Here is a 22,824-nt window from a genome sequence, read left to right on the forward strand (position 1 = left end):
TACAATCTCATCACATTTTTCCACCTTCCAAAGTTTTTTATCGGAACTAAACAAGGGAAAATAAACAAAAAAAAGCATACCGCCGCTTGACGATATGCACAGGAATGCATAAAAAGCGTACGTTACGATATACGCAACGTACGCTTTTTATAAGACAAAGATGCCCTATATATCCGTACGGGTTGCGTAATGATATGAATGTTTTCTGCCATTTAACAGAGCTAAGCCCATTACATTTACGATTACAATCATTACGCACACCCCCTGCATTTATTTTCCATTTATAATCTTACAACTTTATTGAGTATTCTGTCAATTATTTTTTCACACTTCAAATAAAAATATATGATACACCATTTTGAAATAAGGGAATGTTCTGTAAGAAAGGGCATACAAAATAAAAAAAGAACAAGAAATCGTTTTCACAAACATTTCATTTGAAAAATGTTATCAAACCCCCTACAATCACCTTATACTCACTCTTACAAGTTGCTATTTTAGGAGGACTAATCATGACAACTAGCAATACGTACAAATTTTATTTAAACGGAGAATGGAGAGAAAGCTCTTCAGGAGAAACAATCGAAATTCCATCTCCATACTTACACGAAGTAATTGGACAAGTACAAGCAATTACTCGCGGAGAAGTGGATGAAGCAATTGCATCTGCAAAAGAAGCTCAAAAATCATGGGCTGAAGCTTCCCTACAAGATCGCGCAAAATACTTATATAAATGGGCTGATGAGCTCGTAAATATGCAGGATGAAATTGCCGATATCATTATGAAAGAAGTCGGTAAAGGATATAAAGATGCGAAGAAAGAAGTTGTTCGTACAGCTGACTTCATTCGTTACACGATCGAAGAAGCTTTACATATGCACGGAGAAAGCATGATGGGCGATAGCTTCCCGGGCGGTACAAAATCTAAACTTGCGATTATCCAACGCGCACCACTTGGTGTTGTATTAGCAATCGCACCATTTAACTACCCAGTAAACTTATCTGCTGCAAAACTTGCACCAGCATTAATTATGGGTAACGCTGTTATTTTCAAACCAGCAACTCAAGGTGCAATTAGTGGTATTAAAATGGTTGAAGCACTTCACAAAGCTGGCCTTCCAAAAGGTCTTGTAAACGTAGCTACAGGACGCGGTTCTGTAATTGGTGACTACTTAGTAGAGCACGAAGGCATCAATATGGTATCGTTCACAGGTGGTACAAACACAGGTAAACATTTAGCGAAAAAAGCTTCAATGATTCCACTTGTATTAGAACTTGGTGGTAAAGATCCTGGTATCGTTCGTGAAGATGCTGACTTACAAGATGCTGCAAACCATATCGTAAGCGGTGCATTCTCTTACTCTGGTCAACGTTGTACAGCTATTAAACGTGTACTTGTACACGAAAACGTAGCGGACGAGCTTGTTAGCTTATTAAAAGCGCAAGTAGCTGAACTATCAGTTGGATCTCCAGAACAAGACAGCACAATCGTTCCATTAATTGACGACAAATCTGCTGACTTCGTTCAAGGTTTAGTTGACGACGCTGTTGAAAAAGGTGCTACGATCGTTATCGGTAACAAACGTGAGCGTAACTTAATTTACCCAACATTAATCGATCACGTAACAGAAGAGATGAAAGTTGCTTGGGAAGAGCCATTCGGTCCAATCCTTCCAATCATCCGTGTTTCTTCAGATGAACAGGCAATTGAAATTGCTAACAAATCAGAATTCGGTCTGCAAGCAAGTGTCTTCACTAAAGACATTAACAAAGCATTTGCAATTGCTAACAAAATCGAAACTGGTTCTGTACAAATTAACGGACGCACAGAGCGCGGCCCTGACCATTTCCCATTCATCGGTGTAAAAGGTTCAGGTATGGGCGCACAAGGTATTCGTAAGAGCCTTGAGTCTATGACACGTGAAAAAGTAACTGTATTAAACTTAGTTTAATCTTATAAAAAGAAGCTGATCTATAAATAGATCAGCTTCTTTTCTATATAAATACTTCCGAAAAACGGAGTATTTCGTTCTACTTCCGATTTGGTTTTCCAAATCGAACTAAAACATGCCATAATAATTTTAATTCCTGAAGCACTTCTTCATAAGTTCCACGATCACTCCAAGATAATGGATTGCGCTTCAAATCCACTACAGCAGAGCCAATTATATTTGCATCGATGCAATGATTCCGTGCAATGCGTCTTGCTAAAGATGGCATTTTTGAACCTCTAAAATCCATTGGAACTTCGTCTACCGCAAGTACAAAACCGATGTGCCAATACAAATCAATCGCATACTTCAGGCAAATTTCTTCTAAAACTTTTCCTACATCCGTACCCTTAAATGAAGGATCTGCAACAAGCGCCTCCACGTCTTCTTTAAGAGAAATCTCTCCATGAATCTGCGCTTCAATATAATGATTAAGATTACGGGCTGGCTCTTTGCTTACTAAATCTATAAACGGCCTTTTCAGGTTAGCTAGTAAATGATTAATTAATATTGTTGGCGTCAAATTCCCTTCACCAATTGCAAAATCTCTTACGAATGTCTCTTCCAAAAGAGCAGCTAAAATCATATCAAACTCCTCATAAGTCCCCTTTTCTTTCGGATCTTGATGCGAATCTAAATATGTATATGTAGAGCGCGAAGAAACTTTTGGAGATAAGAGAAAATAACATGAACCAAAACGCGGAGCCGGCCCATCTGGATGTAACATTAAATTTAGTGCTCCGTATTTTGGCCGTTGATCATTCGTTACGCCTTCTAATTGATATGCCCCTCCAAATATTCTCTTTTCCCAAAGGTCACGTTCACCACCAGGATAAGCAGATACGCTTCCATTAGATAGCAATGTTTCAAACTGACTTTTATATACTCCTTGCTCAAACAGTGCTTCAGCAACACTTTTCATATTCGAATCTAGTCTGTCTGGATGAAAGTGTAAAGCAATCCTTGCATGAGATTTTAAATTAGCGACAGCTTCTTCAAATATTTCATCTGTAATATTAGACATTTTAAGTATATGATTAATCGTTGCTTTAGCCCCACGTTTTTCGTTCTCTGCATATTTTGAAATATACTCTAAAGCAAATAATTGAGATCTTAATAATTCCATAATCCAATCTCCCCTTTAATTGAACTGCCCTTAAACACTTCAATTAAAAGCTTATTCTTTCCTTCTTATGAAACGAACCTCATTTATTTAAAAAAGTAATTTACTAAATCTTAATTATGTATACACGCATTTTTCATAGGCAAATGTACACATTCTACAGAAATTTGATACCCTAGCCATCGCTCAGCAATATGTTCAAATGATAAAACAGATCCCGTTGTAAAAAAGCGATGCTTCGGATTCAGATTGTCAGACAAAATTCCTTTGTGCTGTAAAATGGTACTTAACTCTATCGCTGTTTCTTCTGCAGAACTAATAATCGTTATGTCTTCTCCTAGTTCCTTTTTTATATAGGACTCTAAAAGTGGATAATGCGTACATCCAAGAATTAACGTATCTATATCTTCTTTCATTAATGGAAGTAAAGCTTGTTTCACTTGCTGCGTGACATATGCTGTATCTTCTAATTGATTTTCTACAACTGTGGCTAAAGTCGGGCAAGCATAGCTATGCACTTCCAAATATGTATCCAGCTCGTGTAATGCTTTTTCATACATATTAGATTTTATCGTACCTACAGTTCCAATTACCCCGATTTCCCCTTTCTTTGTAACTTTAATTGCCGCTCTTGCTCCTGGATGTATAACGCCAATAACTGGAATGGAAAGTGCTTCTTGTAGCGCATTCAATGCAGCAGCTGCAGCAGTATTACATGCTACGACTAGCGCTTTTAATGGAAACTGTTTGAGGAACTCAACCATTTCAAATACGAAAGATTGCACCTCCTCTACACTTCTTGGCCCATACGGACAACGCTTATTATCACCAATATAATAAATGCTTTCTTTAGGCAATTGTCTTATAATTTCGCTCGCAACTGTTAATCCCCCAACACCCGAATCTAGCACACCTATTACTGAATGTTTATGACATACAGACATATACTTCATCCCCTTTTCAATCATCTAGCGCTAATAACATGTATTATATTACGAAAATTCAAATATCACATAACAATCCCTCTTACTTTTAATCACAAACTGTTCTCTATAATCTGATTATTACTATATCCATTGACGTATAAAAATTCATTTGTTACTCTTAAAGACGTTAATTTAATATTTAAATCCTCATTCGTATCTCGGTGAGGTAGAGGTTGCAATCATTAAGAGTATCATTTCAGGAGATGTAGTGGCATTGATGAAGGAATGAGAAAGGAATGGTTGCCGAAGTAAGTCGTGTCCACCATGCACGCTTGCTGGGTCTGCATTTAATAAGTGCAGAACTGTCACAAACGTTTCGTTTGTGGAGAGCTATCGAGAGGTATGTCGTGGGTTTCTTATAAGATAGAAAGCATGTAGCGGCAAATTACGTGCTTTTTTTGTTTTGTTTGGGACTTCTCTTCCTGATTCAGGAAGACATACATATCTCCTCGCTTGACTTGGTTATACTAACTTTGGAGGTATTTTTCTATGCAACAAAAAAAATGGGGCTTTTGGGTACTAACAGCTTTCGTTGTCGGTAACATGGTTGGCGCTGGTATTTTCATGGTACCAAGTACGTTGGCACAAACAGCAAGCCCACTCGGTGTCACTTTAGCTTGGTTAACCACAGGGTTTGGTGTTTTAATGCTAGCTCTTGTTTTCGGTAATTTAGCAATTCGTCGTCCTGATTTAACGACAGGGCCACAAAGTCATGCATATGCTTTATTCTCAACACCAAAAAAGAAAAAAATGGCTGGCTTCAGTATGGTATGGGGATATTGGGTTGCAAACTGGGCAAGTAACGTTGCCATCATTACATCATTTGCGGGATATTTATCACTCTTCTTCCCAATTATGAAAGATACGCGACTACTATTTTCAATCGGCTCGTTTAACGTAGAAGTCGGAAAACTAATTACATTTACGATTTGTTCCATCTTACTTTGGGGAACTCATATTATATTAACAAACGGTGTAAGCGGAGCTGGAAAACTAAACTTCTTAGCAACAACAACGAAAGTAACTGGATTCCTTTTATTCATCGTCGTTACGTTATTTGCATTCGAAGCTTCTAAGTTTGGACAATGGTACACACCGATGATTGATAAATCAGGTGCATCACATGGTCTTCTTTCACAAGTAAATTTAGCTGCTCTTACAACGCTTTGGGCGTTTATCGGAATTGAATCAGCCGTTCTTTTATCAAACCGTGCTGTTTCTCCAAAAACGGTAAAACGTGCAACAGTTGCGGGATTACTTATTACAGTTGCGATTTACTTAGGAATTACAATTTTAACAATGGGTGTACTTCACGTTGATAAATTACAAGCTTCTGAACGTCCATTAGCAGATGCACTAAATGCTGCAATGGGTCACGGCGGCGGGAAACTGATGGCATTACTTGCTCTTACTTCCCTGTTCGGTTCTATCTTAGGCTGGATTTTATTAAGCTCAGAAGTACCTTATCAAGCAGCAAAAGAAGGTTTCTTCCCTTCCTTCTTCACGAAAACAAATAAAAAAGGAAGTCCAATTTACTCATTACGATTAACAAACATTATGTCGCAAGTATTCCTATTCTCAACATTATCAGGAACCATTGCGGAAGCTTATACATTCGTTATTACCGTATCAACACTGGCCTACCTCATTCCATATCTCGTTTCACCAATCTTCCAGTTAAAACTAGTCGCAACTGGTGAAACATATAAAAATGAAATGCGGGCAAGAATTACAGATGGCATAGTCGCAGTTATCGCACTTTGCTACGCACTATGGGTTATTAAAACTGGCGCATCCGATATAAAAACGTTCCTTCTCGGAATTGGTTTATTCGTAATTGGATTTGCTTTCTATCCATTAATGAATCGTGATCAGAAAAAAAATAACGAAAAGAAAAACGGGCAAGTTGCATAACGCAATTTGCTCGTTTTTTCTTTTGTAAAACATATATAATAGAACAAAGAGGTGAAAAACATGTCAATCGAATCGCTATGGAGCAGTCGCTTCCAACAACATATTCAAAATATCATTACATACTTTGCACGTATGATTAACGGTTTACTATATAGCTTTATCTTTATTTCATGCGTTGGTGCATATTATTATGCTCAGTTTCTAAAAGCATCTCCTTCTAAAGGAATATCTTTAATAATTATAACGATTGTACTTACGTTCATTATAACGAGATGCCCTATCCGTACATTTATTCAAAAACCTGATGCTGTCTATTTGCTTGCATTAGAAGAGAAACTAACATCCTATTTCAAAAAATCTCTTCTATACAATTACATCATGCAGCTTTTCCCATTGTTATTTACGTTCCTTATTCTCGTTCCACTTGCTATGCAATCATTACAATTAACTGTACCTTTTTTATGTACAATCTTTATCGTGTTAATGATTACGAAAGCCTGGAACATGTACATACATTGGATGTGGCGTGATAGTCACGAAAAAAATATATGGCTGATCATTCGTATTACTTGTAACGCCCTAATCATTTACATGCTGTTTTATTCCGCAAATGTTCTCATATTGGGCGGACTACTCTTACTACTTGCTTTCCTACTTCTATATACGAAAAAACAGCCTACAAAACGAATACCGTGGGATTACATAATCGAGCAAGAAGAAAAAATGAACGTTCGTTTTTATCAATTTGCTAGCATTTTCACCGATGTTCCGCAACTGAATAAACAAGTAAATAAAAGAAAATGGCTTACAAATTGGATTGAACCTTTATTACATAAAAAACGAGCAACTTTCTTCTACTTACATACACTAGCATTTTTACGTGGAAATGATTATTTCGGTATATATATTCGCTTAGGATTGATCGGTGCTTTCGCCTTATATTTCATACCAAATATATACGTAAAAGGTGCTATCACTTACATCGTTCTATATATGATCTCTATGCAGCTTCGTTCACTATGGAAATATTTTTCGGGAAATATTATTGCAGCATTATATCCAATCCATACTGAAGAAAGAATGAAACAATTTCTTAGCTTAATCTTTATATTGCTAAGTATTCAACTCATTGTATTTTCGAGTGTTATACTCATTGCTACAGGTCAATTTTTACATAGCCTTATCATTATGATTGTCGGGTTACTCTGGATCAAATTTATTATTGTACCAAAAACGAAGCAAAGAATTTCCGCATTTTAACGAAAAGAATTATCTTAAAAGCCAAGGAGAAAATAAATTTTCTCCTTGGCTTTTTTATTTTGCTTCCTCAAACAAGAATCACTGAAACAACCGATATTTTATGATTTTACATACAAAAACGATAATACATGTTTACGACCTAATAAAAAGGGTATCTATTAATTAACAGAGTAAAGGAGGGGCCTATATTGTGAATAAAAAAACGGAACAATTGAAGCATCACGTTACTGACAATCAATGCAAACATGCTTTAACAACAAATCAAGGGGTAAAAATAGCTGAAGATGAATTTTCTTTAAAGATGGGCTTAAGAGGCCCAACCTTAATGGAGGATTTTCACTTTCGTGAGAAAATGACCCATTTTGATCACGAACGAATTCCCGAAAGGATTGTTCATGCACGCGGGGTTGGCGCTCATGGTTATTTTCAGCTTTATGAATCTTTAGAAACATATACGAAAGCAGATTTTCTTACTAATCCTTCAAAGAAAACACCTGTATTTGTACGGTTCTCAACCGTTCAAGGTTCTAAAGGATCCAACGACACAGTAAGAGATGTACGCGGATTCGCCACAAAATTTTATACAGATAAAGGAAACTATGATTTAGTGGGTAATAATATGCCAGTATTCTTTATCCAAGATGCTATTAAATTTCCTGATTTTGTCCATGCAGTTAAACCAGAACCACATAATGATATTCCTCAAGGAGCTAGCGCTCATGATACCTTTTGGGACTTTGTTGCGCATAATCCTGAGTCCACTCATATGGTCATGTGGCAAATGAGCGACCGAGCTATTCCGCGTAGTTTACGAATGATGGAAGGTTTTGGAGTTCACACATTTCGACTCATTAACGCAGAAGGAAAAGCCCATTTCGTAAAGTTTCACTGGAAACCTACCCTCGGGGTTCATTCATTAGTATGGGATGAAGCTCAAAAGATTGCCGGGAAAAATCCTGATTTTCATCGTCAAGATTTATACGAAGCAATTGAAAAAGGGGATTATCCTGAATGGGAGCTTGGATTACAGCTAATTCCAGAAGAAGATGAACATAAATTTGATTTTGATATTTTAGATCCAACGAAATTATGGCCAGAAGAAGAAGTTCCCGTAAAATTAGTTGGTAAAATGACACTGAACAAAAATGTTGATAACTTCTTTGCTGAAACAGAGCAGGTAGCTTTTCACCCTGGTCATGTCGTACCAGGTATTGATTTTTCAAATGACCCTCTTCTGCAAGGAAGATTATTCTCCTATACAGATACACAATTATCTCGTTTAGGGGGCCCTAATTTCCATCAAATTCCTATTAATCAGCCTGTATGTCCTTTTCATAATAATCAACGTGATGGTATGCATCAAATGCAGATTCATCGCGGTCAAACAAGCTATCATCCTAATGGATTAAATAACAATCAACCTGCAACCGTCCAAGCCGAACAAGGAGGATATGAACATTATCAAGAAAAGATTGATGGGCATAAAATTAGAGGTCGCAGTAAAAGCTTTCTTAACTTTTATTCTCAGGCTAAACTTTTCTACAATAGTATGAGCCCTATTGAAAAGCAGCACATAAAAGAAGCTTTTTGCTTTGAAGTTGGGAAGTGTAAATCAGACATGGTGAAGGCAAATGTAATTGCTCTCTTAAACCACGTCGATCGTCAATTAGCACAAGAAGTCGCTAACATTATTGGAGCTCCTTTACCTAAGGAAAATCACGAAGTAAATTCAGATGCAAAATCACCTGCACTAAGTATGTCCAATACTATTTTTAAATCTGATTCCAAAAATGTTGCAATTCTATTAAATGGTGACCCAAGCGTCTCACTTCTGTCCGAATGGATTCAAGCTTTTGTACAACACCGAATTAACTATAGTATCATAGATAATAAAATTTATCAGTTCAATGATTCCATTAAAGTAACTGACACTTATACAACAACAGACTCCTCCCTTTTTGATGCAGTATTAGTGTTTAGTAGTGAGTCTGTCATTCAACCCCCTGTTTTAGAATTTGCAGAAACTACTTTTAAACATTTTAAACCGATAGCTCATGTCCTTAGTAATCCTCATGCTTTGGACCATAGTAAGATTAAACTGGATGGAGCAGGAGTTTACAACTTAACAAATACTTCAATTGAATCATTTATAGAAGGCATTGCCCAAGGAAGATTCTGGAGCCGATAATATAATATAAGGAGCGGATTAGAATGAGTAAAAAAATTGCTATTTTAATAACGGATTATTTCGAGGATACAGAATACACAGAGCCAGTAGAAGCTTTTAAACAAAAGGGATATGAATTCACAACTATTGAAATGGAAAAAGGGAAAACGGTACACGGTAAGCAAGGAAAAAGTGAAGTCGTGATTGATAAAAGTATTGATGATGTTTCTCCAGAGAACTTTGATGCCCTCTTCATACCGGGTGGATTTTCTCCAGATATACTTCGTGCCGATGAACGTTTTGTTCGCTTTAGTAAAGCATTTATGGATGCGGAAAAACCTGTTTTCGCTATTTGTCACGGACCTCAGCTACTCATCACTGCACAAACACTTGAAGGACGCGATGTAACTGGATATAAATCTATTGAAGTCGATTTAAAAAATGCCGGCGGGAACTTTCATGACAAAGAGGTTGTCGTATGTCAAAATCAGCTAGTAACAAGTAGACAGCCAGAGGACATCCCAGCGTTTATTGAAGAATCGTTGCGTATATTAGGATAACTACTTTGGTTAACTAACCTCCTTTTATTTACATGAAAATAATGAATCAGCGGGGTTTTATTCATCCCCCCCACTGATTCATTAGCCCTCACCAACTGGTCGTTTACAGGAAATCCGACCACCACAAATAGCAAGATAAATAAAAAGAGGGGAATCCAAAAGTTCAGTTTTAATAATCTTTTGGATTCCCCCCTTTTCTCGCCCAAAAATTCCTTATCACTTTTCATAGGCATTTCTCATATAGTGAAAATGACTATATAATTCCTATCCATAAGTTAAATAATGATTTCGCACATATATAAATACAAAAGATGGGAGCCCTATTTATGAATAACAATCCACCTTCAACGCCCCAAGACAACTCCGAAAACAATAGCAGTGATATTACGCTGCAAACATTAAGGGTCATCGGACTCGTCGTCCTTATTAGTGGTTATATCCTCGTTGCGCTCTCTGAAGTAGGTGAGCTGAAAGTCTTATTAACAAACCCAAATAGCAATCCTGATTTAGCTGAAGTTGATCCGTTTTAAAAGCCATATGAAAAGCGATTTCTAGCATCGCTTTTCATATCGTTTTATCCAATCTGAGAAACCTCCCCCTCATACTTCTCTCTCCCTATCGCCTTCATAAATAGTAAAATACTGCTCATACCAACGATAAAGTACAGAGCACTCATACCCCAAGATGCAATAAATGAACCTAGCATAACACCTAATGCCCCGTTCATTTTTGCCACTTGAAAGACCATTCCGTTAATCGCCATATAAGAACCTCTTGCCTCATTTGGCACCATATCTGCCATAATAGATTGACGCACTGGCACATACATCATCTCGCCTACTGTTTGGAAAAGCCCTGCAATTAATAAAATCCATAAGCTATTGCTCGTTCCGAGTATTGTAAATCCAATCGTGTAAATAAATAAGCCTACATATAAGATTTTCAAATCGTTGAAGCTTTTCAGCATTTTAATAAGAAGTGCTGAACATAACACAACTAAAATTGTATTCTCTGCAGAAATCCAGCTCAGCATGCGAATACCTGTTAAATCAAACGTAAAACCATTCCCGAATAAAAAGTGCACCGTTTCAAATTCCTTCTGCAAACGTACCCCTAAATAATTATTAATTTGAAACTCTAACGATAATGTACATATACTCGCTGCACAAAAAATTAAAAATGCTTTATCTTTCATCACGACTTTATAACTATCTGCCATATCTTTTAATACATTTTTCTTCTCCATCGTTTTTCGTGCTACATACACTTCTTCCATATACACAGCCATCACATATAAAGTCATAATGGCAACAAGCGTTAATACGATAAACAATTGTAGTCTATAGTTTTCAAATAGTAATCCTCCAAATATCGCTCCAATCGCAATCGATAAATTAATAGCCCAGTAATTAATGCTGTACATCACTTTTCGATTTTCAGATGTACTCACATCAATTAACATCGCTTCTGTCGCAGGATTCATAAGTCCCGATCCTAAACTATTCACTAGCATAAAGATAAATGTTAACCACGGTGAGTCAACGTAATCCGAATTCGCAACTCCCATACAAGCAATGGAAATGACTTGTATACTTTGACCGATAATCATAACCTTTTTACGCCCAAGCCGGTCTCCAACATATCCACCGTATAAACCAATTACTAATGAAGCTATGACATTAATAAGTAGTAACGCACCAGCAATCGCGCTACCTAACTTTACGGAAAAATAAATCGCCATAAATGGAAAAATCATCGTGGACACAGTACGTGTTAAAAACGATGTTATAATTCTAATTTTTATATTTCGATGCATACTCCAAAATCCCATTGTTTCCCCTCCTTATGCTTACTTATTTTACTTTGAAAAAAAGGAAGAAAAAGGTTAGAATATTCTAAAGAGTTTCCCCTTTTATGATAGAAGGAAGTGTATATATGAAAATTATGGACTATTACATTAGACTAAGACTACATGCACAAGATCAACAACATATGCGAAATAGCTTACAAGAATTAGCGGATGTTTTATATTGCAGTACGAAAAACGTAAAGATTTTATTAAAGAAAATGAGCGAGGAGCAATTAATTAGCTGGACTCCAGGGCGAGGCCGTGGAAATAAAACGGAAATTCTATTTATACATAATTTCGTAGAAGCGATTGAGTCCTATACAGATGAACTGTTAGCACAAGAAAAATTAAAAGATATCTTTCTTCTTTTAAAAGAACCCCTACCCCTTGCACTTCAAAAAAAGATAGAAAATAAACTACATCATCATTTTGGATACGAACCTTCAAATGATATGTACGACGTATTAAAGATTCCTATATCGAGAAAGATATTCCCATTAGATCCGGCTTTTGTGGCTGTAACTACAGAGAGTCATCTTACGAGTCAAATTTTTGATACGTTAGTTGTCTATAACGATGTTACTGAAAAAATGGAGCCTCACATTGCGCATACATGGGAATTAAGTGAAGATGGACTTACGTGGACCTTTTATTTACGAAAAGATATATATTTTCACAATGAATCAATTTTAACTTCTAAAGATGTACAGTTTTCATTTGAAAGACTAAAGCAAGTTCAATCCCCTTTCGAATGGTTAACAGAAGAAATTGTTGAAATTGAAACACCATCACCACTGCAAATTCGATTCCATTTAGCAAAACCAAATTTATTTTTCTTACACTATGTAAGTTCAATGCAGCTCGCAATTTTACCGCGTGATACGAGTATTCAAAATCATCATTATATAGGTACTGGACCTTTCAAACTTGCTCATTACTCTGAAGATAATATCGTACTCGAAGCGTTCACCCATTATTTTAAAGAGCGCGCGTTATTAGACCGTATTGAATTTTGGGGGATTCCTGACCATGTGCAAATAGATGCTGATTATGAACTACCAAACGAAGAGGAAAATGAAAGGCATGATATACAAATAGAAGAAATAGGTTGTATTTATGCTAGCTTCAACTTTACAAAACCTGGTCCTCATCACGACATTTACTTTCGAAAAGCTTGGAGAGAACTATATGATGTTGAAATGATACTTCGTAACATAGAGGGTAGACGGACAATTGCTGCATCAAGCTTTTTCCCTGATAGAAGCCGCCTTGCAACAAGAAGATCCTACTCTTTAGAAAAGGCAAAAGAGTATTTGAAAAAGAGTACATATAATGGAGAAACGATACATATTTACTTCTTCGCATTTAAAGATAGTGCAAATGATGCATATTTCTTAAAAGAACGATGTGAAAGTTTAGGTATACAAGTAGAGCTTCACCCATTTCCCGTTTCAGATTATATGAATCGCTCTATTGATAAACATGCTGATATTATTTTCATGGGAGAAGTATTTGCTGCCAATCATGAAATTGCATTCTTAAATGTATTTAAAAATAAAAGTTGCTTCGTAAATCGGTTCATGGACCCGCACTACGAAAAACAAATTAACTGTTTACTAGATACATTTTTACTAGAAGAAAATAAAGAAAAGCGCTATGAACTCATGTATGAGATTGAAGAGTTTTTACAAGCAGAACACATCATTTTATTTAACTATCACGTTCTAAAAAGAAAAACATACCCTTCTTCTTTAAAAAACGTAACAATTGATTCATTCGGTTGGGCAAATTTTGCGAAGTTATGGATACAGCCATCCATGTCTTAAAATGTGAGTCATTATAAAAGGAGAAGGTACTACATCCTTAGCAGTACCTTCTTCACATACTATTATTTAATTACTCCATCTAAGTGATCTTTCAAGTTCAATAAATACTTCTCTATATCCGGATTCTTCACCACATCATAACAAGCAAAACTCTTTAACGGACTCATACTGAGAAACTTTTGCACGCGGTGTAAATGACTAAGCGCTGATTCTAAACTTTCTCCTTCAAAGAACTTCGTCTTATCTCCAAATGCTTTTTCAGGTGCATTCCAAGTTGTAGAGAACATATACTCTTTCTCTTTTAATAAACCACCTGTTCCATATTCATCTGCACCTTTAAAGAACAAACCGTATTCATATACTTCATCCATATACGTTTTAAATAAGCCTGGAACACTAAACCAGTAAATTGGTGTTTGATAAATAACAACATCGGCCCATAAAAATTTATCTTGTTCTTCTTTAATATTGTAACCATCTTGAATCGTTGTTGTTTTCACATGATGATTCTCGCCTAATACAGTAACCATATAATCTACTAACGTTTTATTTAATCGTCCTTCCTTTGTACCGTATTTTTCATGTCCATTTATAATAAATATATTTTTCATCGTTTTTCTCTCCCCTATATGATCTACTCTTCAGCTATTAAGCCGAGTTGCTGCTGTAGTGTAAGATTATCTTCTAAATGCCAATCTTCCGTTATCTTTCCGTCTTTCACATGTAAAATATCAATTGCAAAAAAATTAATTTTCTTACCATTATGCGTTCCTGTAAAAGAAAGACGGGCTGTTACTTTATCACCAACAACCAATAAGTCTTCAATCTCGCAATGTATATCAGGCACAACTTTACGAAAATTTTGCGCTGCAAACTTTAATCCTTCAATGCCTTGTGGTCGCCCTTTCGGCAATGTATTATCGAAGAAATCTTTAGTAACAGTCTGCGGAATAAGTTCCTCCTTACCTGTATCCCAAAATGCATAAAAACGCTGCGCCGCATGAACCATTTCTGTCGCTTCTTTTTTACTTAGTGAGGGATCAATTGTCATTGCTTTTGGCTTTGGCATTTCTTTTAATAACTGAACTTCAGTTTTTTGTTCCACACCACATGCTACAAGCACAATACAAATAACAAACAAACTAAGAAATCCAAGTAACTTTTTTATCCCCATGGAAATCACCACCTCCTTATATAAATCCTTTTTGTTTCGTATTGCTATTGTATATGCACTAACTTCCTTTATGGAAGTAGTGATATTTTTTTCATATAGTTACCAAAAGTATAGTTTTGTGATACTATAAAGCAAATTCATCTAAAAAAATTTTATGGAGGCTAGTTCCATGAGCAATATAGATCCAGTTGAATTAACGAAAGGTTTACCGGGCATACCTTGTCCTATCGCTAAAACACTTGATGTAATTAGTACAAAATGGACATTTTTAATCATTCGTGATCTTCTTATCGAAGGAACATTACGCTTTAGTGATTTACAAAAATCAATGGATGGTATTAGTCCAAAAACATTATCACTTCGACTAAAAGAATTAGAGTCTCAAGGCATTATAACGAGAAAAGTATATCCAGAAGTTCCGCCTCGTGTAGAGTACACATTAACGGATAAAGGAAAGCAATTAGAGGGGATTTTTATTGAATTAAAACGGTTTGGATTAAGCTTATAAAACAAAAAAGCCTTACCGTTAAAGTGAAGTGAACCCGAATAGTGGTACATGAAAAAAATAAGAGTTCATTACCCAGAAGAAGTAAAGTGGAAAGTGATTGAAATGAAAAAGGATGGGTATTCCAATCGGACCATTATGGAGAAACTCGGAATTAAAAATGTTTCCCAAATTAAGACATAGATGAAATGAAATGGTATCGTACAGATCAAACGTATCGGTTTCCACAACCTGTAGGAAAACAATATTCTTATGGAAAAAGACCAAAAGAGCTCAGTGAATTAGAATAGCTACGTATAGAAAATAAACACCTAAAACAAAATTACTTGTATGGGGAAAGTATCTGGAAATCGAAAGGGGCTGAAATCAGAAACTGTAGTTACTTTATGGAAAAATGTACAAACAAAAATAACAGTAAAAGAATTGCGTAACGTATTAGAATTACCCCGTTCCATATTTTATCGCTCATTACAACGAACGGAAGATCTGAAAGATGATATAGGGGTACAGACACATCGCCATCAAGCTAACAGAACAGATTGCCCCTAAACGAAAATTTTGTAGCTTTTTTAGCACGGAATTTCATTATTATCGTTTTTTATGTTTCTTAACTTGATAGAGGTGTGGTGGATCCTTTTTTAGAAGTAAATACTTCTAACACCTTGTAGTATTTGAAGATCAATTTTATCTGCTTTTGTCCTTTGAATTATAAAATCTAATCCATTTTTAGTATTGTCCGCATATTTAGGCATTGCTTCAAGAGTATCTGTCAATGGTTTGGTGAAATCGTCCCAATGTATTGGAATAACAAGCTTCGGTTGTACTTTTCGTACAGTTTGCTCGTAATACATATTTAGGAAAGCACTTTCCTGCTTTCCTAATCCCCCTATTCCTAAAAACAGGACATCAGCTCGAATATCATCTAATACACCTTCTATATAGTTAGCACTTGGTTTAACAAGGAAAGTTTTATTATTATACGTAATCAAGTAATCATATGAAGAGTCTTCATGATAGTCTAGTGCTTTAGCTGGTTGTTTAAGTGGCTTTTTTATTTTTTCTCCTTCATCAAAGGTTGGTGAATGTTTCGATGGAAGGACAGTAACAGTAAAATCACCAAACTTCATAGCCCTATTTACTTCATATACAGACATCTGGTTCTTATTTATATCACCACCAATACCTATGTTAATTGCTGACTCTGAACCATATACATGTGTTCCAGTTCGTTTAGCTATATAAGCTAAATCAAACGCATGATCATAATGTGTATGTACAATAAATAATCCCTTAAGTTTATTATTATCAGCCCCTATTTGATTAAAAATTTTATCCACAGTATCTTCATCTGTTTTTATATTGCTGAACAATATTTTTGGTAAGGATGGCCTAGAAATAAAACCATCAATCATTACTTGCGTATTTCCATCATCAAATAGTAAAGATGATGTTCCTAAGAATGTGACCTTTACCTCACCGTGATTCAATACTTTTTGTGTTGTTTTTGGAGCATAATATGCCTTGTATTGTTGAATATCTGCTGAAGGTGTTAAAAACTTATAATAAACGAAAATAGAAGCGATTAGTACTAGTACTAGTACTAGTACTAGTAATCCTATAAAAAACACGCTTAATTTTTTTCTTAATTTATATTTCAAAAAACATTCTCCTTTCTAGACAAAAGATATTATTATTTGAATGTGCTAAATCCTCCTACTTGAGGTTACCACAAAGTATCTATAAAAATTAAAAAACGCCATCCTTTCCTACGATTCTACAGAAAGAATAGCTTATTTTTTCATTTTAGGAGGAATTTTGTTTTCTTAGCTTGATAGCGATGTGGCGGTACCCCATATAGAAAAAACCGATTCCCTACACGTTAAGGGTATCGGCTTTTGTTCATTTCATTATTCTTTAGAACTTGATAGGTTGTATTTCCTAATTTTATTACGCAATATCAAAAGAATTTATTATTTATACACAATTCTAAAATACGAATTAACAGTTAATATATAATATCCAAAATAGATTATGCAATATGCAATAGAACTAATGGAAATAGGAATCATAATACTGTATATAGGCATGTTGTTTATTATTGGTAAAGCAAATAAGCTATGAGTAAGTCCGACTATTATAGGTGAAATAAAACTAAAGCTAACTTGGTTAGAAATTGACTTTCTTACTTCTTTTTTCGTAACACCTATCTTACGAAGAACCTCATAGTATTTCTGATTAGCATGTGCTTCAGATAGTTGTTTATAATAAATAATAGAACCAGTTGCTAGTACAAATATAATTCCTAAAAAGCTTCCAATAAATAATGTAACTCCATACAGTTGCATAAAATCTTCATTTGTTTCAGATTGCCCTACATAATATCCTGATACAACTGTACTAACAGCCGTTAAAGCTGTGGCACTTAAGATAGCAATAGTCGCAAGTAATTTGGCATTTCCTTTTACTCGATATAACAACTGTGAAATATTTAGTATATTCATACCGTTAAAATAGATATTGCTCTTACTTTTAATTTTCTTTAATACAATAACTGTATAAGACGTGAATAGACAGTAGGTTGCAAGAACAATCGCAATCAAAATACATAACGGGATTATTTTAGGATCCATTAGCGGACGCATAGGGTCCTCAGGGTTCTGCACAAATTTTACAACTTCGCGAAAAAAGAATGCTAAAACATAACCAAAGCCAATTAAAATAAGACCTATATATGCCAAATATTTAGATCCTTTTGGCATACTCTCTCCTTTATGATTCGCTTGGAACATTTCAATTAATGGAAATTGATAAATTAAGCGCGAGTTTTTCCAAGCTGTATATAATAGAATCGATAAAAAAACAATAATTATGTCTATTATGGCCTTTATAGATAACTCGAACGTAATTGGCACATTTAATTTCATCAAACTCATTAGAAGTTCTAAAAATAACTTAAAACTTATACTGCCAATCAATATCCCAACTATTAAAGCTACGCCCCCCATTATTAATGTTTCACAAAATAACATCGTACCAATTTGTTTTTTAGTAATACCTAGTAAAGAATATAACCCTATCTCTTTTTTACGTTTTCTTATAAAAAAATTAGTAGAGTAAATAATAAATATGGCTATAAAAATAATGAGTATCACTTTTGAAGACTGAAGAACACTATTAATCATTACATTATTAAGCATTTCTTTTTTTATTTGCGTACTATATCGAAGTGACGCAAATATAAAATAAATCAGCATACTCGAAGCTAAAGATACAAAATAAAGTATATACTCCTTAAAATTTCGCCTTATATTTCGTTGAACGATTTCAATTAAAGTCATTTATTTTAACCTCCTAAAAACTATTTCTACAAAATATACATTGTTTTAATCACACATTATGTTATAAATGGCCATATTAGATAAGATCATCAGCCTTATCTTCAGAAATGGAAGACATTACATCAATGACTTGTTGGAAGAATTGCTTACGTGTTAATTCTCCACGGTGTAATTCTTTATATAATTCACCATCTTTAATCATAATCACTCGTTTACAATAACTTGCCGCAAACGCATCATGCGTTACCATTAATATGGTTGAGTTATCATATTCATTTAATGACTTCATACTTTCTAATAAATCCGTTGCTGATTTAGAGTCAAGCGCCCCAGTTGGCTCATCCCCAAAAATCATACTCGGATTCGTAACCATGGCACGTGATGCTGCGCAGCGTTGTTTCTGTCCCCCAGATACTTGATATGGGTATTGACTTAAGATATGATCCATGCCAAACTTCTTAGAGATTTCAAGAACAAGCCGATCAATTTCACTAACCTTCACCTTTGATAAAGCGAGAGGCAATGCGATATTTTCTTTGACCGTTAACGTATCTAATAAGTTATAATCTTGAAAAATAAAACCTAAATGATTGCGCCGAAATAATGCCAACGTATCATCACTCATTTTTACAATATCTTTTCCATCTATTAAAATCTCACCACTCGTCACATGATCAATTGTTGAAAGAACATTTAATAGAGTTGTCTTACCTGAACCAGAAGGGCCCATAATCCCAACAAATTCTCCTTCTTGTACTTGTAAGTTAATCCCTTTTAACGCTTCAAATGTATTTCCACCTGTGTCATATACTTTTTTAATATTTTTTGCTTCTAGCACTGTTTTCATTTTATATTCCTCTCTCCTCTTAGTATTTACAGCCAAGAAATCTATATAAAATTAGAGTTAAGATTGTTTAGATTTTTGCTTATACCATGAAAATCCTTATTTCCAAAAAGAGTAAATACCCATATGGGTATTTACTCTTTTCTAGAATATCTTATCTTTCACCTACAACTATTATTCATATCGTAGACAATCAATTGGGTCTAGTTTAGCTGCTTTATTTGCTGGAAGTATACCAGAGACAATGCCAATCAATATAGATATTCCAACAGATAGTAGACCTAGATTTACTGAAATAACAAGTGGCCATCCACCTACGATTGCCGATACCCAAGCAAAGAAAATACCTAACACAAAACCAATTACTCCACCTAATGCTGTTAAAATACAAGCTTCAATAAGAAATTGCATTAATATTTCCCTTCTCGTTGCACCAAGTGCTTTTCGAACACCTATTTCACGTGTACGCTCTGTAACAGATACAAGCATGATATTCATCACACCAATACCACCTACGATTAAAGAGATTCCAGCAACACCAGTGAATACCATTTTCATCGTATCTAATGATTCTTCTACGACCAAATCGTTTTTTGTCTCATCCTCTACTGTAAATAGATGCTCAAATTCTGGTGGTTTCAATCCATTTAATACAGATACAGCTTGTTTCCCTACAATTTCTCGCTCGCTAGAAGAAGATAACTTAATGGTCACTGCATTATATTCCTCAACACCTGAGATCAACGGTGCATTGTCAACCGAGGTATATCCTGCATACACATTTGATTGCCATATATTATCATATTTGTACACCCCGACAATATTATATGGTTTTCCTTTTATATCTATATATAAATCATTTTCCCATTTATCATATAGTTTTTTAAATAGAGCTTCACTGATAATCAAAACAGGAATTGGTTTTTCCAGCTCAGTCTCTGTTAACTCACGCCCATGTATCATTCGTAGTTTGTGATCCTGCATAAAATTACCTGTTCCCACATTTAAATTAAGAGAAGCTTCTTTTGAACCTACATATGCTTTTACGTCCATATTTACATGTGGGTACACATCCTTTACACCTGGTATTACTTCTAATTGCTTTACCATATCTGGTGTAATCTTCGCTATTTCCAGCGGAAAATCTGGGTTGATATACTCTATATTAATTTCATCCATATGGCGGCTCTCTTCAATCTCTTTTTGCATCTTTGCAGTATTTCCATCCCCCGTTGCGAGAATTGTAATAATCGCACTGATTCCAATAATAATTCCCAGCATCGTTAAAATAGATCTCATTTTATGGGCAAAGATAGAAGAGATAGCCATACGTATATTTTCATGTATATTCAATTTTATTCTCTCCAATCCTGAACAATGTTTCCGTCACGAATAACGATTTGACGTGCTGCGGCTTCCCCGATTTCACGATCGTGAGTAATCATAATAATCGTTGAACCTTGCTTGTTTAATTCATAAAATAGATTTACAATTTGTTCACTTGTTTTCGTATCTAGTGCACCTGTTGGTTCATCTGCCAAAATAAATTTCGGGTTATTTACAATTGCGCGTGCAACTGCAACGCGTTGTTTTTGTCCACCTGACAATTCATTTGGAAAGTGGGTAGCGCGATCAGCTAAACCAACTTTTGTTAAGGCTGCTAATGAACGCTCTTGTCTTTCCTTTTTATCGACTCCCGCATAAATAAGTGGTAATTCAATGTTTTGCAACGCTGTAAGTCGTGGCAGTAACATGAAGTTTTGAAATACGAATCCAATCTCTTTATTACGAACATGCGCAAGCTCGGTTTCAGACATGTTTGAAATATTTTGTCCAGCTAATTCATAGGAACCTGTCGTAGGCTTATCTAAACACCCAATAATATTCATTAATGTTGATTTACCAGAACCAGAAGGCCCCATGATAGAAGTGAAATCTCCCTGATTTAGCGTTACATCAATTCCGTGCAATATTTGAATGGATTCTTCACCATTTTGAAAAGATTTTGTAATGCCTTGTAAATTAATCATTGCGTGGCAACCTCCATACCATCTTTTAGATTTACAGTAGGTCTAGAGATAATTTTTTCTCCTTTTTTCACTCCGGAAATTTTTGCTTCATTACTTGTTTCAAATTCAACCGTAACAACTTGTTCTTTTGCTTTTCCGTCTTTTACAACAAAGACAACGTTTTTATCACCTTTTTTTAAAATACTGGTCTTTGGAATGACTGTACCCTTTGCTTCGCCTGATTTAGTTTCTACGTATACGTGGAAACCATTTTGTAAGCCTTCACTATTGTCTAACGTCACAGTAAATGGATAACTAGAAACTGTTTTGTTTTCATCCATACTTTTTAATGGTGTAGAACCAATTTCTGTTACTTTTCCTGTCCATGTTTTACCCGCTACAGTTTTTGATGAAACTGTTATTTCTTGTCCAATTTTTACATTAGCAAGTTCAAATTCAGACATTTGACCTGCTACTTTAAATGGACCTGCATGGCGAAGTGTAATTCCGCTCATACCGTTTCTTTCATTAGAAGCTGTAATAATATCATCAATTACACCGTCAGCAGGACTCATAACAGAAAGTGTGTTTACTTTCTCTTTTGCTACTTTAATCATTTCATCCGCTTTTTCTACTTCAAACTTCTTCATTTCAAGCTGTGATTCTAATTGTTGAATTTCAATCTCTGACGCTTTTACTGCTTCTGCAGGAAGACCAGCATTTTTATCTTTTTGTAGCTTTTGTTTTGCTGCATCAATTTGTTTTTGTTGTAATGTTACTTCTTTTTGTGCAATTTTCTTTTGCATTTCCACTTCTGTTACACCTTGTTTAACAGTTGGATCATTGTATTTAAACAGAAGCTGTCCTTTCTTTACTTCATCGCCTTTTTTAACAGCTAGTTCATTCGTACCTTTTGTTGGATCAAATGAAATGATCTCCATTCCATTTGGAATCACTTCACCAGCAAACTTTTGCTTATTTTCGATTTGTTTTTCTAGTACTTCAGATGTTTTATAGGTCATAACTGGTTCAGAACTTCCGGCAAAATTCATATAAGCCCCAGCTCCTATACCAACTGTTAATACACCAACAATGACTACCTTATTTACTGTCTTCATATTATCCTCACTATTTCTTGTACTTTATTTTTGGAGACCATTATTTCCGTTTGTATAATTAGTTAACATTTTTAGAAATTATATATAAATTAGATTTCAAAGTATTAACATATCTCTTTTAAAATCAAATTGTGATAAAAATCTAGGCGTATACTTTTCG

Annotated in this window: 19 protein-coding genes, 1 pseudogene and 1 riboswitch; of the genes and pseudogenes, 9 read left to right on the plus strand and 11 right to left on the minus strand. The window is 35.0% G+C overall.

Going from position 1 to position 22,824, the window contains the following annotated elements; all coding sequences use genetic code 11:
- Window positions 1–512 precede the first annotated feature (512 nt).
- Window positions 513–1,952: an NADP-dependent glyceraldehyde-3-phosphate dehydrogenase gene (gene gapN, locus ACTFR8_RS19180; RefSeq protein ID WP_000213634.1), complete on the plus strand. Its 1,440-nt coding sequence runs from the start codon at window positions 513–515 to the stop codon at window positions 1,950–1,952.
- Between the two features lie 79 nt (window positions 1,953–2,031).
- Here the strand turns inward: gapN and ACTFR8_RS19185 are convergent, their stop codons facing one another.
- A complete protein-coding gene (locus ACTFR8_RS19185; RefSeq protein ID WP_000422022.1) occupies window positions 2,032–3,117 on the minus strand; it encodes a DUF3626 domain-containing protein in 1,086 nt (361 codons plus the stop codon).
- Between the two features lie 110 nt (window positions 3,118–3,227).
- Window positions 3,228–4,058, minus strand: coding sequence for a glutamate racemase (gene racE, locus ACTFR8_RS19190; RefSeq protein ID WP_000109667.1), 831 nt, complete (start codon window positions 4,056–4,058; stop codon window positions 3,228–3,230).
- A 201-nt stretch (window positions 4,059–4,259) separates the two neighbouring features.
- Window positions 4,260–4,441, plus strand: a riboswitch (Lysine riboswitch).
- A gap of 148 nt (window positions 4,442–4,589) precedes the next feature.
- On the opposite strand from racE, the gene ACTFR8_RS19195 reads away from it, so the two are divergent.
- From ACTFR8_RS19195 to ACTFR8_RS19215, 5 genes are all read left to right on the plus strand, one after another.
- Window positions 4,590–6,014 carry an amino acid permease gene (locus tag ACTFR8_RS19195; RefSeq protein ID WP_001186301.1) on the plus strand — a complete coding sequence of 475 codons (1,425 nt, stop codon included), beginning with the start codon at window positions 4,590–4,592 and terminating at the stop codon, window positions 6,012–6,014.
- 60 nt (window positions 6,015–6,074) lie between these two features.
- Window positions 6,075–7,274, plus strand: coding sequence for an ABC transporter permease (locus ACTFR8_RS19200; protein WP_000021369.1), 1,200 nt, complete (start codon window positions 6,075–6,077; stop codon window positions 7,272–7,274).
- Between the two features lie 190 nt (window positions 7,275–7,464).
- The gene (locus tag ACTFR8_RS19205) at window positions 7,465–9,462 is read left to right on the plus strand and encodes a catalase (RefSeq protein WP_252209824.1); all 1,998 of its coding nucleotides are present in this window, start codon (window positions 7,465–7,467) and stop codon (window positions 9,460–9,462) included.
- 23 nt (window positions 9,463–9,485) lie between these two features.
- Complete coding sequence (locus ACTFR8_RS19210) at window positions 9,486–10,001, plus strand: type 1 glutamine amidotransferase domain-containing protein (RefSeq protein ID WP_000037532.1); 516 nt, start codon at window positions 9,486–9,488, stop codon at window positions 9,999–10,001.
- 326 nt (window positions 10,002–10,327) lie between these two features.
- Entirely contained in the window at window positions 10,328–10,531 is a 204-nt protein-coding gene (locus tag ACTFR8_RS19215; protein WP_252209823.1) for a hypothetical protein, read from the plus strand.
- Window positions 10,532–10,575: 44 nt separating this feature from the next.
- On the opposite strand, the gene ACTFR8_RS19220 is transcribed toward ACTFR8_RS19215, so the two are convergent.
- On the minus strand, window positions 10,576–11,832 hold the full coding sequence (locus tag ACTFR8_RS19220; protein WP_000508236.1) for an MDR family MFS transporter: 1,257 nt from the start codon (window positions 11,830–11,832) through the stop codon (window positions 10,576–10,578).
- A gap of 83 nt (window positions 11,833–11,915) precedes the next feature.
- On the opposite strand from ACTFR8_RS19220, the gene ACTFR8_RS19225 reads away from it, so the two are divergent.
- Window positions 11,916–13,676 carry an SgrR family transcriptional regulator gene (locus ACTFR8_RS19225; RefSeq protein ID WP_142387885.1) on the plus strand — a complete coding sequence of 587 codons (1,761 nt, stop codon included), beginning with the start codon at window positions 11,916–11,918 and terminating at the stop codon, window positions 13,674–13,676.
- A 62-nt stretch (window positions 13,677–13,738) separates the two neighbouring features.
- Here the strand turns inward: ACTFR8_RS19225 and ACTFR8_RS19230 are convergent, their stop codons facing one another.
- On the minus strand, window positions 13,739–14,287 hold the full coding sequence (locus tag ACTFR8_RS19230) for an NAD(P)H-dependent oxidoreductase (RefSeq protein WP_002098791.1): 549 nt from the start codon (window positions 14,285–14,287) through the stop codon (window positions 13,739–13,741).
- 23 nt (window positions 14,288–14,310) lie between these two features.
- A complete protein-coding gene (locus ACTFR8_RS19235) occupies window positions 14,311–14,850 on the minus strand; it encodes an ester cyclase (RefSeq protein ID WP_053512552.1) in 540 nt (179 codons plus the stop codon).
- Window positions 14,851–15,019: 169 nt separating this feature from the next.
- Here ACTFR8_RS19235 and ACTFR8_RS19240 point away from each other — a divergent pair, with 169 nt between their 5' ends.
- Both ACTFR8_RS19240 and ACTFR8_RS19245 read left to right on the plus strand, forming a co-directional pair.
- Window positions 15,020–15,358: a winged helix-turn-helix transcriptional regulator gene (locus ACTFR8_RS19240; RefSeq protein ID WP_000065115.1), complete on the plus strand. Its 339-nt coding sequence runs from the start codon at window positions 15,020–15,022 to the stop codon at window positions 15,356–15,358.
- Between the two features lie 48 nt (window positions 15,359–15,406).
- Window positions 15,407–15,856: pseudogene (locus ACTFR8_RS19245) on the plus strand (IS3-like element ISBt2 family transposase); the annotation flags it as partial.
- Window positions 15,857–15,993: 137 nt separating this feature from the next.
- Here the strand turns inward: ACTFR8_RS19245 and ACTFR8_RS19250 are convergent.
- The 6 genes from ACTFR8_RS19250 to ACTFR8_RS19275 all read right to left on the minus strand — a co-directional run bounded on the left by ACTFR8_RS19250 (window position 15,994) and on the right by ACTFR8_RS19275 (window position 22,664).
- Window positions 15,994–17,013: an MBL fold metallo-hydrolase gene (locus ACTFR8_RS19250; protein ID WP_252209822.1), complete on the minus strand. Its 1,020-nt coding sequence runs from the start codon at window positions 17,011–17,013 to the stop codon at window positions 15,994–15,996.
- A 312-nt stretch (window positions 17,014–17,325) separates the two neighbouring features.
- A complete protein-coding gene (locus ACTFR8_RS19255) occupies window positions 17,326–18,693 on the minus strand; it encodes an FtsX-like permease family protein (RefSeq protein ID WP_252209821.1) in 1,368 nt (455 codons plus the stop codon).
- A gap of 76 nt (window positions 18,694–18,769) precedes the next feature.
- On the minus strand, window positions 18,770–19,540 hold the full coding sequence (locus ACTFR8_RS19260; protein WP_000859668.1) for an ABC transporter ATP-binding protein: 771 nt from the start codon (window positions 19,538–19,540) through the stop codon (window positions 18,770–18,772).
- Window positions 19,541–19,711: 171 nt separating this feature from the next.
- On the minus strand, window positions 19,712–20,890 hold the full coding sequence (locus ACTFR8_RS19265) for an ABC transporter permease (RefSeq protein ID WP_252209820.1): 1,179 nt from the start codon (window positions 20,888–20,890) through the stop codon (window positions 19,712–19,714).
- 2 nt (window positions 20,891–20,892) lie between these two features.
- Window positions 20,893–21,567, minus strand: coding sequence for an ABC transporter ATP-binding protein (locus ACTFR8_RS19270; protein WP_000609180.1), 675 nt, complete (start codon window positions 21,565–21,567; stop codon window positions 20,893–20,895).
- Window positions 21,564–22,664 (minus strand): efflux RND transporter periplasmic adaptor subunit, encoded by a 1,101-nt coding sequence (locus ACTFR8_RS19275; RefSeq protein ID WP_000859791.1) that lies wholly within the window; start codon window positions 22,662–22,664, stop codon window positions 21,564–21,566. The genes ACTFR8_RS19270 and ACTFR8_RS19275 overlap by 4 nt, the downstream gene beginning before the upstream one ends.
- Between the last annotated feature and the right edge of the window lie 160 nt (window positions 22,665–22,824).

Origin of the sequence: Bacillus cereus group sp. MYBK15-3 (assembly GCF_051916765.1) — a bacterium.
GTDB lineage: Bacteria > Bacillota > Bacilli > Bacillales > Bacillaceae_G > Bacillus_A > Bacillus_A cereus.

Coding starts and splice junctions, on each gene's coding strand:
- gapN (WP_000213634.1), top strand. CDS start 513: ATGACAACTAGCAATACGTACAAATTTTATTTAAACGGAGAATGGAGA.
- ACTFR8_RS19185 (WP_000422022.1), bottom strand. CDS start 3,117: ATGGAATTATTAAGATCTCAATTATTTGCTTTAGAGTATATTTCAAAA.
- racE (WP_000109667.1), bottom strand. CDS start 4,058: ATGTCTGTATGTCATAAACATTCAGTAATAGGTGTGCTAGATTCGGGT.
- ACTFR8_RS19195 (WP_001186301.1), top strand. CDS start 4,590: ATGCAACAAAAAAAATGGGGCTTTTGGGTACTAACAGCTTTCGTTGTC.
- ACTFR8_RS19200 (WP_000021369.1), top strand. CDS start 6,075: ATGTCAATCGAATCGCTATGGAGCAGTCGCTTCCAACAACATATTCAA.
- ACTFR8_RS19210 (WP_000037532.1), top strand. CDS start 9,486: ATGAGTAAAAAAATTGCTATTTTAATAACGGATTATTTCGAGGATACA.
- ACTFR8_RS19215 (WP_252209823.1), top strand. CDS start 10,328: ATGAATAACAATCCACCTTCAACGCCCCAAGACAACTCCGAAAACAAT.
- ACTFR8_RS19220 (WP_000508236.1), bottom strand. CDS start 11,832: ATGGGATTTTGGAGTATGCATCGAAATATAAAAATTAGAATTATAACA.
- ACTFR8_RS19225 (WP_142387885.1), top strand. CDS start 11,916: ATGATAGAAGGAAGTGTATATATGAAAATTATGGACTATTACATTAGA.
- ACTFR8_RS19230 (WP_002098791.1), bottom strand. CDS start 14,287: ATGAAAAATATATTTATTATAAATGGACATGAAAAATACGGTACAAAG.
- ACTFR8_RS19235 (WP_053512552.1), bottom strand. CDS start 14,850: ATGGGGATAAAAAAGTTACTTGGATTTCTTAGTTTGTTTGTTATTTGT.
- ACTFR8_RS19240 (WP_000065115.1), top strand. CDS start 15,020: ATGAGCAATATAGATCCAGTTGAATTAACGAAAGGTTTACCGGGCATA.
- ACTFR8_RS19255 (WP_252209821.1), bottom strand. CDS start 18,693: ATGACTTTAATTGAAATCGTTCAACGAAATATAAGGCGAAATTTTAAG.
- ACTFR8_RS19260 (WP_000859668.1), bottom strand. CDS start 19,540: ATGAAAACAGTGCTAGAAGCAAAAAATATTAAAAAAGTATATGACACA.
- ACTFR8_RS19270 (WP_000609180.1), bottom strand. CDS start 21,567: ATGATTAATTTACAAGGCATTACAAAATCTTTTCAAAATGGTGAAGAA.
- ACTFR8_RS19275 (WP_000859791.1), bottom strand. CDS start 22,664: ATGAAGACAGTAAATAAGGTAGTCATTGTTGGTGTATTAACAGTTGGT.